General features: G+C 73.1%; 14 protein-coding genes. 8 read left to right on the top strand and 6 right to left on the bottom strand.

All coding sequences use genetic code 11. The features are described 5' to 3' along the window. Nucleotides 1–121 precede the first annotated feature (121 nt). The 6 genes from AB0E24_RS10780 (at nt 122) to AB0E24_RS10755 (ending at nt 8139) form a co-directional block, all read left to right on the top strand. The gene (locus AB0E24_RS10780) at nt 122–955 is read left to right on the top strand and encodes a M55 family metallopeptidase (RefSeq protein ID WP_079259403.1); all 834 of its coding nucleotides are present in this window, start codon (nt 122–124) and stop codon (nt 953–955) included. Next, a complete protein-coding gene (locus AB0E24_RS10775; RefSeq protein ID WP_069867025.1) occupies nt 948–2288 on the top strand; it encodes a M20/M25/M40 family metallo-hydrolase in 1341 nt (446 codons plus the stop codon). Before AB0E24_RS10780 ends, AB0E24_RS10775 begins: the two co-directional genes overlap by 8 nt. Next, complete coding sequence (locus tag AB0E24_RS10770) at nt 2285–4408, top strand: S9 family peptidase (protein WP_359376076.1); 2124 nt, start codon at nt 2285–2287, stop codon at nt 4406–4408. The genes AB0E24_RS10775 and AB0E24_RS10770 overlap by 4 nt, the downstream gene beginning before the upstream one ends. Further along, nucleotides 4405–5148, top strand: coding sequence for a 4'-phosphopantetheinyl transferase family protein (locus tag AB0E24_RS10765; RefSeq protein WP_069867023.1), 744 nt, complete (start codon nt 4405–4407; stop codon nt 5146–5148). Before AB0E24_RS10770 ends, AB0E24_RS10765 begins: the two co-directional genes overlap by 4 nt. After that, on the top strand, nt 5141–5695 hold the full coding sequence (locus AB0E24_RS10760; RefSeq protein WP_069867022.1) for a GNAT family N-acetyltransferase: 555 nt from the start codon (nt 5141–5143) through the stop codon (nt 5693–5695). The genes AB0E24_RS10765 and AB0E24_RS10760 overlap by 8 nt, the downstream gene beginning before the upstream one ends. A gap of 200 nt (nt 5696–5895) precedes the next feature. Next, entirely contained in the window at nt 5896–8139 is a 2244-nt protein-coding gene (locus tag AB0E24_RS10755) for a DUF5107 domain-containing protein (protein WP_359376073.1), read from the top strand. Between the two features lie 684 nt (nt 8140–8823). Here the strand turns inward: AB0E24_RS10755 and AB0E24_RS10750 are convergent. Then, the gene (locus AB0E24_RS10750) at nt 8824–9180 is read right to left on the bottom strand and encodes a hypothetical protein (RefSeq protein ID WP_359376071.1); all 357 of its coding nucleotides are present in this window, start codon (nt 9178–9180) and stop codon (nt 8824–8826) included. Between AB0E24_RS10750 and AB0E24_RS10745 the strand changes: the two genes are divergently transcribed. Further along, on the top strand, nt 9179–9460 hold the full coding sequence (locus tag AB0E24_RS10745) for a hypothetical protein (RefSeq protein WP_359376069.1): 282 nt from the start codon (nt 9179–9181) through the stop codon (nt 9458–9460). The genes AB0E24_RS10750 and AB0E24_RS10745 overlap by 2 nt on opposite strands. Nucleotides 9461–9492: 32 nt before the next feature. On the opposite strand, the gene AB0E24_RS10740 is transcribed toward AB0E24_RS10745, so the two are convergent. The 5 genes from AB0E24_RS10740 to AB0E24_RS10720 all read right to left on the bottom strand — a co-directional run bounded on the left by AB0E24_RS10740 (nt 9493) and on the right by AB0E24_RS10720 (nt 12356). Beyond that, nucleotides 9493–9846: a VOC family protein gene (locus tag AB0E24_RS10740; protein ID WP_069867020.1), complete on the bottom strand. Its 354-nt coding sequence runs from the start codon at nt 9844–9846 to the stop codon at nt 9493–9495. Between the two features lie 23 nt (nt 9847–9869). Then, on the bottom strand, nt 9870–10679 hold the full coding sequence (locus AB0E24_RS10735) for a class I SAM-dependent methyltransferase (protein WP_079259410.1): 810 nt from the start codon (nt 10677–10679) through the stop codon (nt 9870–9872). A gap of 253 nt (nt 10680–10932) precedes the next feature. Beyond that, nucleotides 10933–11316 (bottom strand): CBS domain-containing protein, encoded by a 384-nt coding sequence (locus AB0E24_RS10730; RefSeq protein WP_069867018.1) that lies wholly within the window; start codon nt 11314–11316, stop codon nt 10933–10935. Between the two features lie 146 nt (nt 11317–11462). After that, nucleotides 11463–11846, bottom strand: coding sequence for a DUF2795 domain-containing protein (locus AB0E24_RS10725; protein WP_079259411.1), 384 nt, complete (start codon nt 11844–11846; stop codon nt 11463–11465). A 90-nt stretch (nt 11847–11936) separates the two neighbouring features. Next, the gene (locus AB0E24_RS10720) at nt 11937–12356 is read right to left on the bottom strand and encodes a hypothetical protein (RefSeq protein ID WP_435865261.1); all 420 of its coding nucleotides are present in this window, start codon (nt 12354–12356) and stop codon (nt 11937–11939) included. Between the two features lie 333 nt (nt 12357–12689). Here AB0E24_RS10720 and AB0E24_RS10715 point away from each other — a divergent pair, with 333 nt between their 5' ends. After that, nucleotides 12690–13157: a phage holin family protein gene (locus AB0E24_RS10715; protein WP_359376359.1), complete on the top strand. Its 468-nt coding sequence runs from the start codon at nt 12690–12692 to the stop codon at nt 13155–13157.

Genomic DNA, 13157 nt, shown 5'->3' with positions numbered 1-13157 from the left:
GCGGTTCGGGCGCGGTCGACACCCGCCGGACGGGGCGGGCGCGGGCCCGGCGCGACGGTGGACTGGACCAGTTATCCACAGGGGTGGTTCGGGTCCGGCGCGGCGCGTAACGTGACGAGGCATGAAGATCCTCATCAGCGCCGACATGGAGGGCGCCACCGGCGTGACCTGGCCGGCCGATGTGCTGCCCGGCACCCCGCAGTGGGAGCGCTGCCGCCGTCTGTTCACCTCCGATGTGAGCGCGGCCGTCGCGGGGTTCCTCGAAGGCGGTGCGGACGAGGTGCTCATCAACGAGGCGCATTGGAGCATGCGCAATCTGCTGCTGGAGGAGCTGGACGATCGCGCCCAGATGCTCACCGGCCGGCACAAGAGCCTGAGCATGGTCGAGGGCGTGCAGCACGGTGATGTGGACGGTATGGCGTTCGTCGGCTATCACACCGGCGCGGGCACCGAGGGCGTCCTCGCCCACACCTACCTCGCCAACTCCATCACGGGAGTGTGGGTGAACGGCGCGCGGGCGAGCGAAGGCCGGCTCAACACCCTGGTGGCCGCCGAGTACGGAGTGCCGGTGGTGCTGGTGACCGGCGACGACAAGACCTGCGAGGACGCCGGGGACTATGCGCCCCAGGCCCGTTCGGTCGCGGTCAAGGACTATGTCTCGCGCTATGCGGCGGTGTGCCGCACCCCCGCCCGCACGGCCGCGGACATCCGGGCGGCCGCGCGGGAGGCGGCGGTGCTGGCGGTGCGCCATGAGCCCGCCCGCGGCGGGCCGTTCACCGTGGAGCTGGAATTCGACGCCGAGCATCTGGTGGGGGCGGCGAGCGTCGTGCCGGGCGTCGAGCGCAGCGGCGAGCGCCGCGTCGCGTACACCTCACCGACCATGTACGAGGGGATCCGCTGCTTCAAGGCCGTCACGACGGTCGTCTCGGCCGCGGTGGAGGAGCAATATGGCTGACACGGACCGTCCCGAGGCGATCGACGCCCAGGCGCTGGATGAGGTGGTGCGGTTCACCTCAGACCTGATCAGGATCGACACCACCAACCGCGGCGGCGGTGACGGCTCGGAGCGCGCGGCCGCCGAGTATGTGGCCGAGATGCTCGGTGATGTGGAGATCGAGCCCACCCTGCTGGAGCGGTCGCCGGGGCGCACCAATGTGGTGGCCCGCATCGAGGGCACCGATCCCTCCGCGCCCGCGCTGCTGGTCCACGGCCATCTGGACGTGGTGCCCGCCGAGCCCGCCGACTGGACCGTGCACCCCTTCTCCGGGGAGGTGCGCGACGGGGTCGTCTGGGGCCGGGGCGCCATCGACATGAAGAACATGGACGCGATGGTGCTCGCGGTCGTCCGGGCCTGGGCGCGGGCGGGCGTGCGGCCGCGCCGGGACATCGTGCTGGCCTTCACCGCCGATGAGGAGGACAGCGCCGCCTGGGGCTCGGGCTTCCTCGCCGAGAGCCACGCCGAGCTCTTCGAGGGCTGCACCGAGGGCATCAGCGAGTCGGGGGCCTTCACCTTCCACGCCGGGCCCGGTATGCGGATCTACCCCATCGCGTCGGGGGAGCGCGGCACGGCCTGGCTGAAGCTCACCGCACACGGCCGCGCCGGACACGGCTCCAAGGTCAACCGGGACAACGCGGTCAGCCGCCTGGCCGCCGCCGTCGCCCGGATCGGTGAGCACCGCTGGCCGGTCCGGCTGACGCCCACGGTGAAGGCCGCGCTCACCGAACTGGCCGAGCTCCAGGGCGTCACCGCCGATGTGGACGCCCCGGGCTTCGATGTCGACGCCCTGCTGGCCAAGCTGGGGCCCGCCGCCGCCCTGATCGAGCCCACTGTGCGCAACAGCGCCAACCCCACGGTGCTGGAGGCCGGTTACAAGGTCAATGTGATCCCGGGAAGCGCCACCGCCTATGTGGACGGGCGGCTGCTCCCCGGCGGCGAGGAGGAGTTCCACGACACCCTCGACCGGCTCACCGGACCGGATGTGGAGTGGGAGTTCCACCACCGGGAGCCCCCGCTGGAGGCGCCGATGGACACCCCCACGTACCGGGCGATGCGCGCCGCCGTCGAGCACTTCGACCCGGGCGCCCGCGCCGTGCCGTACTGCATGTCGGGCGGCACCGACGCCAAGCAGTTCTCCCGGCTGGGCATCGCCGGATACGGCTTCTCGCCGCTGCGGCTGCCCGAGGGCTTCGACTACCAGGCGCTCTACCACGCCGTGGACGAGCGGGTGCCGGTGGAAGCCCTGCACTTCGGCGTCCGGGTGCTCGACCACTTCCTACAGAGGGCGTGAGGATCACGGTGCAGCAGCAGACGGTTGTCACGGCCCCCTACGGAGCCTGGCCCTCCCCGGTCGACGCCGCGCTCGTCGCCTCGCACGACGGCCATCCGGAGTATGTGGGCACGGTCGGCGAGGAGGTGTGGTGGACCGCGCCACGCCCAGGCGAGGGCGGCCGCCGCGCCCTGATCCGGCGGCGGATCGACGGCGCGGAGGTCCCGGTGCTGGCCCCGCCGTGGAATGTGCGCAGCAAGGTGATGGGGTACGGCGGAATGCCCTGGGCCGCGGTGGACCGCGTGCGCTCCGGCCCGCTGGTGGTGTTCGTCCACTTCGCCGACCAGCGGTTGTACATCCATGAGCCGGACGCCCCGGGCGGGGGCGCGCCGCGCCCGCTGACCCCGCTGTCGGCGGTGGGGGAGGGGCTGCGCTGGGCGGATCCGGTGCTTCACCCGGAGCGCGGCGAAGTGTGGTGTGTGCTGGAGGAGTTCACCGGCCCCGGGCCGACGGATGTGCGGCGGGTGATCGCCGCCGTGCCACTGGACGGTTCGGCCGCCGGGGACCGCGCGGCGGTGCGCGAGCTGACCGACGACCGGCATCGCTTCGTCACCGGGCCCCGGCTCTCGCCCGACGGCCGGCGGGCCGCCTGGATCGTCTGGGACCACCCCCGGATGCCCTGGGACGGCACGGAGGTGATGCTGGCCGATGTCGCGGAGGACGGCTCCTTCGGCGGCGCACGGGCGGTGCTGGGCGGGCCGGAGGAGTCGGTCGCCCAGATCGAGTGGGCCGAGGACGGTGCGCTGCTCGTGGCCACCGACCGCACCGGCTGGTGGAATCTGCACCGTCTGGAGCCGCACGTTCTGGAGCCGCACCGACCCGAGCCGCACCGCCCCGAGCCCCCGGCGGAGGCGGCCGGTGGGCGGGAAGAGGCCCTGGGCGGGCGGCCGGTGGAGCTGTGCCCCCGTGAGGAGGAGTTCGCCGGGCCGCTGTGGAAGCTGGGCCACCGCTGGTTCGCCCCGCTGGCCGGCGGTCTGATCGCGGTGCTGCACGGCCGGGGCGCGCCGGTCCTCGGCGTCCTCGACCCACGGACCGGCGAGCTCGCCGATGTGCCGGGCCCATGGACCGAATGGGAGCCGGCGCTGGCGGTGAACGGCACCCGCGTGGTCGGCGTCGCGGCGAGCCCGTACAGCGGCCATGAGGTGGTGGAGCTGGATGTCTGCACCGGCCGCTCCCGGGTCATCGGCAGCGCCCACGCCGACGCCGTGGAGCCCGCCTACTACCCCCGGCCGCTGGCCCGCACCTTCACCGGACCGGACGGCCGGGAGATCCACGCCCAGCTCTATCCACCGCACCACCCCGGCCACACCGCACCGGACGGTGAGCTTCCGCCGTATGTGATCTGGGCCCACGGCGGGCCCACCGGCCGCGCCCCGCTCGTGCTCGACCTGGAGATCGCCTATTTCACCTCACGCGGCATCGGCGTAGCCGAGGTCAACTACGGGGGCTCCACGGGTTACGGCCGCGCCTACCGCGAGCGGCTGCGCGAGCGGTGGGGCGTGGTCGACGTCGAGGACTGCGCCGCCGTCGCCGATGCGCTCGCCGACGAGGGCATCGCCGACCGCGCCCGGCTCGCGATCCGCGGCGGCAGCGCGGGCGGCTGGACGGCGGCGGCCTCCCTCACCGCCACCGATCTCTACGCCTGCGCCACCGTCAGCTACCCCATCCTCGACCTGGTCTCCTGGGCCGCCGGGGGCACCCATGACTTCGAGTCGCGCTACACCGAATCGCTGGTCGGCCCGTTCGCGGAGGTGGCCGACCGCTACCGCGAGCGCTCCCCGCTCCACCGGGCCGACCGCGTCGGCTCGCCCTTTGTGCTGCTCCAGGGGCTGGACGACACCATCTGCCCGCCCGAGCAGTGCGAGCGGTTCCTGGAGGCGGTCTCCGGGCGCGGCGTTCCGCATGCGTACCTCACCTTCGAAGGCGAGGGCCATGGCTTCCGCCGCGCCGATACGATGATCCGCGCCTTGGAGGCCGAATTGTCGCTGTACATCCAGACCTTCGGGCTGATCAGATCCGATGTGCCTACCCTGGAGCTGCTGAAATCAGCGGTCCCGAACTCCACTGGAGGAGCGAGTTGACCACCTCACCGGCCCCGCGCATCGTCGGCCGCGAGCCGCTGCCCGCCGCCGTCGCCGATGGCTGGCCGCAGGGCGGCGAGCCCGAGACCTGGCTGCTCAGCGTCTCCCGGTACACCGCGGCCATGGACGCGGGCGCGCCCGGCACGATCCTGGACGCCGAGGAGCGGGAGCGGGCCGGGAAGTTCCTGCGGGCGGAGGACCGCGAGCGCTATACGGCGGCCCATCTGGGGCTGCGGGAGCTGCTCGGCGCCTATCTGGGCATCTCCCCGGCCGATGTGCCCTTCACCCGCGAGGCGTGCCCCGGCTGCGGCGGTCCGCATGGCCGCCCCGCCGTGTCCGGCACCCCCCTGCACTTCAATATGTCGCACGCCGGTGATCTGGTGCTCTTCGCCTTCGCGGGCACCCCGGTCGGCGTGGACGTGGAGAAGCTCCAGCCCGCGTCGGTGGTCGACCAGGTCGCCGAGAGCCTGCACCCGAAGGAGCGCGCCGAGCTGGACGCGCTGGCACCGGCCGGCCGGTCCGCCGCCTTCGCCCGCTGCTGGACCCGCAAGGAGGCGTATCTCAAGGGCCTGGGCACCGGACTCTCCCGGGACCCGGCGGTCAACTATGTGGGCACCGGGCTCTCCCCCGTGCCGGTCGGCCCGTGGGAGATGACCGACATCCCCGTGGACGGGGCCATACCGGGCGGCTCCGGCTATGCGGCGGCCATGGCGCTGCTGTCATCATTGCCGCATGCCTGACGTCCGGTATGTCACCCAGGGAACCCGGGCGGCCATCCGCCGCACCACCCGCGAGGACGGTGCGGAGTTCGTCAGGCTCGCCCGGGAGAGCGCGGCGTTCCACCGCCCCTGGCTCACCCTTCCCACCACTGAGCGGGCCTATCTGCACTACATCGGCCAGCTGGAGCGCGAGGACCGCGAAGGCTTTCTCGTCTGTGTCCGGGAGACGGGTGACATCGCCGGGTTCATCAACATCAACAACATTGTGCGCGGCGCCTTCCAGTGCGGCTCGATCGGCTACGGCGCCTTTCCGCCCGCCGCCGGACAGGGCTATATGTCCGAGGGGCTCGGGCTCGTACTGCGCCATGCCTTCGGGCCGCTGGGGCTGCACCGCGTCGAGGTCAACATCCAGCCCGGCAACAAGGCGTCGATCGGGCTGGTGAAGCGACATGGCTTCCGGCTGGAGGGGTTCTCCCCTGACTTCCTCTATATCGAGGGCGCCTGGCGCGACCATGAGCGCTGGGCCATGACCAGCGACATGCTGGACCAGCGGACCGGTGCCGGCTGAACGGTGGCCGTGGTCGGTGGTGGTTCTGACCGACGGCGGTCCTGGCCGGGGGCCGGTCCTGGACTGTTGCCGGTCCTGGCTGACGGGTCACCATGATCGGTCCGAAGCGGCTCTGTTCAGCGGGCCCATCGGCGTTGTTCCATGGTCATCGGACGGTCGCCGCACCGAGGTGACCCAAGGCAGTCGGAGCGAGGCAGCCCGTGGCCACGATCGTGCGACGTACCACCCTGACCCTTCCCACCGCCCCCGTAGGGCCCGACAACCCCCTGCCCGCGCTGCGCCCCCTCGACGAGGTGCACCACGTGGACGACCACGTCCGGGCCACCCTCCCCGCCGATATGGCCCGTCAGGTCGCCTATGAGCCACTGCGGTCGGTGCTGCCGGTGCGGCTGCGCGACGGCTACGGCCGTGACCGCGCCCCCGCCGAGCTCGACGCCATCGTCCTGGAGAACGACCATCTGCGGGCCACCGTGCTGCCCGGGCTCGGAGGCCGGGTCCACTCGCTGATCCACAAGTCCCGCGGCACATCCGCCGACCGGGAGCTGCTCTACCGCAATCCGGTGCTCCAGCCCGCCGACTTCGCCCTCAACGGCGCCTGGTTCTCCGGCGGGATCGAGTGGAACATCGGCGCCACCGGCCACACCACCCTCTCCTGCTCACCCCTGCACGCCGCCCGCGTTCCCGCCCCCGACGCCGCCGACGGGGGCGCGATGGTGCGGCTGTGGGAGTGGGAGCGGCTGCGCGATCTGCCCTTCCAGGTGGATCTGTGGCTGCCCGCCGACTCCGCGTACCTCTACGTGGGCGTCCGGATCCGCAACCCCCACCACCTCCCCGCCCCCGTCTACTGGTGGTCCAACATCGCCGTCCCCGAGGACGAGCACACCCGCGTCCTCGCCCCCGCCGACGACGCCTGGCACTTCGGCTACGCCCGCACCCTGAGCAAGGTGCCGGTCCCCGAGTGGGACGGCGCCGACCGCACCTATCCGCTGCGCGGCGCCTACCCCGCCGACTACTTCTACGAGCTGCCCGAGGACGCCCGCCGCTGGATCGCCTCGCTCGACGCCGACGGCAGCGGCCTCGTCCAGACCTCCACCGATCTGCTGCGCGGCCGCAAGCTCTTCGTGTGGGGCGCGGGCCCCGGCGGACGGCGCTGGCAGCAGTGGCTCACCGAGCCCGGCACCGGCGGCTACGCCGAGATCCAGGCCGGGCTCGCGCGCACCCAGCTGGAGCACATCCCGCTGGAGGCGGACGAGGAGTTCGCCTGGCTGGAGGCGTACGGCCCGCTGACCGCAGACCCGGCCGCCGTCCACGGCACGGACTGGGCGGCCGCCCGCCACGAGACCGAGACCCGGCTGGAGGCGGCGCTGCCGCGCGCCGCGGTCGACGCGGCCTACGCCGCCTGGCGTCCGCACGCCGACGCGGAACCGGCGGAGCGCCTCGCGACCGGCTCCGGGTGGGGCGCGCTGGAGGTCGAGCGCGGCGGGTTCCAGCTGCCCGGTACGCCCTTCGACCCGGGCACGCTGGGGGAGGAGCAGGAGCCGTGGCGCCGGCTGCTGCGCTCCGGCGCCCTCCCCGACTGGGAGCCCGGCCCCTCCCAGGCCGACCCCGGCGCGTCCCTGGTCGCGCCCGCCTGGCGTGACCTCCTCGAAGCGGCCCCCTCGACCGCGGCCGCCGAGTACCACCTGGGCGTCGCCCAGTGGCACGCGGGCGACCGCGCCCAGGCCGAACGCAGCTGGGAGCGGTCGCTGCGCTGCGCGGAGACGCCCTGGGCGCTGCGCTGTCTGGCCGTCGCCGACACCGCCGCGGGCCATCCGGCACGGGCGGCGGAGCGGCTGCTGCGCGCCGTACGGCTGCTCCTCGCCTCGGCCGTCGCCGTCCCGCCACCGGAGGAGGCGGCCCCGGTGCTCGAAGCGGCGGGTACGGGGCAGGAATCGGGAGCGGGAGCGGGGCAGGGACCGGAGCCGGTACCGGGAGCGGGGCAGGGGACGGCCGTCTCACTGGCCGCACCACCCGTCGCCGCCGAGCCGGTCGACCCGGAGGCGGTCGAGTCGGAGGCGGTCGACCTGGAGGCGGCCGAGGCGGCCGAGGCGGCGCTCGGCCGGGAGGCGATCCTCGCGCTGCTCGCGGCCGACCGCGCCGACGACGCACGGGCGGTCCTCGACGCACTGCGCCCCACCATCCGGGCGCGCGGCCGCTTCCGGCTGCTGCGCGCCCAGGTGCTCATGGCCCAGGGCGACGCCCCGGCCGCCCGCGCCGTCTTCGACGAGGGCTTCGAGGTCTGCGATCTGCGCGAGGGCGACGAGGCGTTGAGCGACACCTGGTACGCGATCGTGGAGCGCCTGGCGGCAGGGCCCGAAGAACCACTGACCGAGGAGGCGCGGGCGCAAGCCAGGACCGAGCACCCGCTCCCCGCCCCCTACGAATTCCGAATGCGCCCCGCGTAGCGGGCCTACGGCCCGCACTGGGCCGGTCAGGGGCGCTGCCCGCCCAAGCGCTCCGCTGGAAGCGCGCTGAGCTGCCGTCGATCGGCCGCGACGCCGTCGTGGCCGATCGCCCGCGCGGCGGAGCCGCATATCGACACAGCCGCGGCGGAGCCGCACATCGACACAGCCCCGCGCCCCTTTGGCGCGCCTTGCGAACCGCGGCCGACTTCCGCCGAGTCGCCGAGCCGCCGAGCCGCCGAGCGAACGGCCCAACCGGCGCGCCTGGGAGGCGGGCGCTGTCCGGGACGCGCCCGCAGACGGTCTCGCCCGGAGGCGGCCTGCCCGGCCCCCGCACGATGTCCAGCTCCGGGTAGCGGGCGAGACCGGTGACATACCGGCCGAAGATGTTGCCGCTGCTCAGGATGCCGATGCGATGGGTCTTTCCGGCCATGGCCGTGATACCTCTCCCAGGAGTGGCGCACGGAATGCCCGGTGGCCCTCGCCACCAGGGCGGACGTCTTCGGCGACCGAGGGGATGGCCCGGTGTCGCGCCGTAAGTGGCCCGCGTCCTGCGAGTGGTGTGCGGCTGTACGGGGCCTGCCCGGCTCGCCCGCGCGGGCGGGTTGTGCCTTGTACGTGGCGTGGCCTGGGGTCCGCATAACGGCCCGTAACGGCCCGTCCGGCTTGCGCTCAAAACGGGCGGTCTCACCCGGGACGAGGCTGGTCGGGGTGCGCCCGCCAGACGCCGACTTCCCGTATCGCGGTCTGTCCGGTTCGGGCGTCGCGCCGCGGGTTCACGTCCGCGTCCGCATAGGACTGCCCGTCCAGGGGCACCCGGGCACGGATGTTGACGCGGATGTCGCTGTGGTGCGTGAGCGGGAAGGAGGCGCCGAGATGAGGAGAGTGCATGATCCCGGGGCGGATCCCGAGGACGAGGGGATGCCCGATCTCCAGGACGGCACGCCCGAGCAGCAGCGGGCTGGGGATCCTGAGCAGTTGCCCGTGGCCGGGGACGAGCCGACGATCGCCGTGTACCGGGACACCACGAGCGCGGAGACGCATGAGCGGGAACCGCTCGAGGAGCGTTTGGCCGACGAGGAGCCGGAGACGGGCGAGCCGGTCGGCACCGGCGGGGCTGCTCTACGACGAGCCGGACCCCGATCTCCCGCGCGAGCAGGACATCTACTCCCAGGAGGGCTCGACCAGCGGGCTGTCCGCCGAGGAGGAGGCGGTCCGGATCAAGAGCGATGAGCTCCGTGACGTGGACGATCTCTACGATCTCTACGAGGACGAGGAGTTCGCCGACGAGGAGCCCACCGAGGATCCGGGACCGCCCTCCTGACGGGTCTGCCGGACGGTGTGTTCACGCGCGGGTCACGCCATCGGATTCCGGTCGACGTACTCGAAGATCGAGCCGTCGGGGTGGCGCGCCACCAGCGTGCGGCCCACCGGCGCGGGCAGCGGACCGGCGACGATCTGCCCGCCGACCGCCGTGAGATCGGCGATCGCCTCGTCCACGTCCTTCACCGCGATCGTCGCCGTGATCTTGCGGAGAATCGACAGCTCCGACTCCGGTCCGCTCATCAGAAAGAAAGGGCCGACCGCCGCGACCGCGACGGGGCCGCGCTGGAAGCGAACCGCCTCGGCCCCCGTCAGCCGTTCGTAGGCGGCGATCGCCGAGTCCAGATCGTCGACGCACACACGCAGTGAAGTCCCCAGAATATCCATGCGGGCGAGCCTAGTTGAACTGCTCAGACGCGGCAGAGGATCTCACCGTGCAGGACGGCGAACCATCCGTCCGTGGCCCCGCCCCACGTCCGCCACGCCGCCTCGATCGACCGTAGCTCCTCCTCGGTGGCATGGCCGCCGTCCACCGCGAGCCGGGCGTAGGAGGAGGCGACCGTGCGGTCCGCCCACAGGCCGCTCCACCACGTCCGCTCCTCCTCGGTGGCGTAGCACCACGCCGTGGCGGTCGAGGTGATGTCGGTGAACCCCGCCTCCAGGGCCCAGGAACGCAGCCTGCGACCGGCGTCCGGCTCACCGCCGTTGGCCCGCGCGACCCGGCGGTAGAGGTCCAGCCAGCCGTCCAGCCCGGGGACGGACGGATACCAGGTCATGGCGGCGTAGTCGGAGTCGCGCACCGCCACGATCCCGCCGGGCGCGCACACCCGTCGCATCTCGCGCAGCGCGCCCACCGGGTCGCCGACGTGCTGGAGCACTTGATGGGCGTGGACCACGCAGAAGGAGTCGTCGGGGTGGTCCAGGGCGTGGACGTCGGCGACCGCGAACGACACATTCGCCAGCCCGCGCTCCTCGGCCACGGCGCGGGCCCGCTCCAGGACGGACTCCTCGGCATCGACGCCCGTGACCTGCCCCTGGGGGACCAGCTCGGCCAGGTCCGCGGTGATCGTGCCGGGGCCGCAGCCGATGTCCAGGATCCGCATATGGGGCCGGAGATGGCCGGTCAGATACGCGGCGGAGTTGGCCGCCGTACGCCAGGTGTGCGAGCGCAGCACCGACTCATGGTGGCCGTGGGTGTAGACGGCGGTGTCCTTCGGCATGGCGGAACTCCCCCTTGGGGACCGGTGAGCGGGTGGTCGGGTGGCTCCACCGTAGAAGGCATCTCGTATCACGAGAAGATCTGTCTCGCTATTCGGGCAGGTTGGTGCGGGGTCACGAGGCCACGGGGTCGCGGGGCCACGGGTTGCAGGGCCATGGGGTCGCCGGGCCGTATGGCCGCTTTGCCTCATGGCGAAGGGGCGGTGCGGGAACGCGGTCCCCACCGCCCCTTCGGCGGAATGTGATGGCCGGTGTTCAGGGCGGCTCCAGCACATCGCCCAGGCTGATCACGCCCAGCGGACGCCCCGCCTCGACCACCGGAAGCCGTCCCACCGCATGCCGCCGCATCCGTGCGGCCGCCTCGGCCACCTCCTCGTCCGGCCCGATGGTCACCGGGTGCGGAGTGCATACCGCATGGCAGGTGACGGCGAGGGGGTCGACGCCCTCGGCGACGGCGCGCAGGGTGATGTCGCGGTCGGTGAGCACACCGAGGAGCTCCCCGTCGCCGGCGACAAGCACATCGCCGATGTCCTGTGCGCGCATCAGCTGAGCGGCCTCCACCAGCGAGGCATCGGGGTGCACCCAGATCGCGGGCCGCGTCATGACCTCCCGCACATAGCGAGGTGGGTTCTGGGACATCTGTCCACCTCCCCTTCGTGGGTGATGTGCTGCCCGCAGTACCCGCGTGCGGCGGGGCTATGCGCGACGGATGCACACCGTCCCCACGCGGCGGTCCCTGCGTGTACGCGCCGTACGCCGTACGCGCCGTTTCTACGTGCTCGGGCCTACGTGCTCGGGCGCAGCCCCAGCGCCGAGACCACCTCCTGCACGGTGTGGAACGTCCGGTCCGTGGGCAGCTCCTCGGCCAGAGCGATCAGACCGTCCGGTGCGTGCCGGTCCTCCAGGACGCTCAGCAGCCCCTCACGGTCGGTGGGGAACGACGTACGTCCCAGTCGGCGCGCGAACTCGAACCGCACCGCCTCGGCCTCACCGGTCGTCCCCCGCGCGGGGACCGGCCCCAGGGTCACCTCCGGGTCGTCGTCGGCGGCCGGCTCCGGGTCGTGCCACTCCTCGGCGCGGGTCGGATGCCCGGAGCGGATCAGCCCCTGGAGCTCGTGCTTCATCTCATCGTCCTTGTGGACGCTCAGCCGATCGCTGCCTCGCTGCATGTCGGTCCCCTTCCTCAGCGGGTCCGTATGTCTCCCGGGTCGGTTGTCTCCCGGGGGTGTGTCGGGTCGCGGTGTGTCGGTCGCGGTGTGTCAGTTCATACCGTTCATGCCGTTCGTGCCGCCCTCGTACGGCCGGCGCGGCAGTGCGCCGAGGCCGCCCACCGGGATGTCGCCGCCGTTCGTGCCCCCGTCGGCCGACGGTGACACCGTCGGCACCTCGGCGCCGGTGACCGCGGCCGAGCGGATCAGCGCGTCGTCGGCGCGGGCCGGGGACGGCCGGGAGCCGCCCGGATACTGGACAGCGGTACGGCGCACGGCCGGCTGGTCCGGTTCGGTGCCCACCCATACCTCGCGGTGGAGGTCGGGCCCGTCGGGGCGTATCAGCAACGAGCCTATGCGGTGTTCGCGCGCCGCGTCGACCAGCGCCGGAACCCCCTCGGCGGCTTCCACGCGCCCGCCCGAGGGCATCCGGCCCGCCCGGAACCGCTCCCTCGCCGTCTCGCCTCGCATGTACTCCCTCCAGGTGTCGCGTCCCGGTTTCGGGTCCCCCACACGTACCCGTCTCGGCGGCATCGACACGAGGTCGTCGGGACGACGTCGTCCAGGACGTTTGGGGCCCGGTTTCGGGTTCGACGTTTGAGGGTCTCGGGGGATGGGGACTCGTCGTTCGGTCGAGCGGCCCGTAGGGAGTGAGGAGCGGCGTCGGACGTGGGAAATCAGGGGCCCCCGTCCGGCGCCGTGCCCTGCGGATGTGCCCGCGCGTACCCGTGCCGTGTGCGTGTTAACGCGGGCGAGGCACGGGTACCCGGCGGCACATGAAAATCGGCCTACCCGAAGGCGGGCCTGCCCACGGCCGGGGACCTGGCGGAGCCGGTCGCACGGGCCGTCCGCGAAGAAGTCCGCCGGGAGCTGCGTGAGCGGTCCGGGCGGCGCGCGTTCCGGCTCTACGGCGGCGCGGCGGCGGCCGCGCTCTACGCCGGGGGTGCGCTGACGGCGTGCCTGGTACTGCTCTTCGCCATCGCGCTTCCGGCGTGGCTGGCGGCGCTGATCGTTTTTGTGCTGTTGCTGGGCGTGGCCGCGTGGCTGAAGACCTCCGCGGCGCGGGGGGCGGGGCCCGGTGCGGCTGCTGGGCCGCCCGCGCCGTCGACGCCTTCCGCCCCTTCGGGGCCCGCCGATTCTTCCGGGCCCTCCGCGCCTCCGACGCCTCCGACGCCTCCGGGGCCCGGGGCGGCTCCGGGGTCTGGGGCGGCTCCCCAGCCCCCACAGTCCCCCTATCCTCATCAGCCTCCTCATCCTCCTCAGACGGGGTGA

Source organism: Streptomyces malaysiensis subsp. malaysiensis (assembly GCF_040653035.1).
GTDB lineage: Bacteria > Actinomycetota > Actinomycetes > Streptomycetales > Streptomycetaceae > Streptomyces > Streptomyces malaysiensis.
Note: the sequence above shows the minus strand (reverse complement) of the source record. Positions and strands in the feature narration are given on the sequence as shown.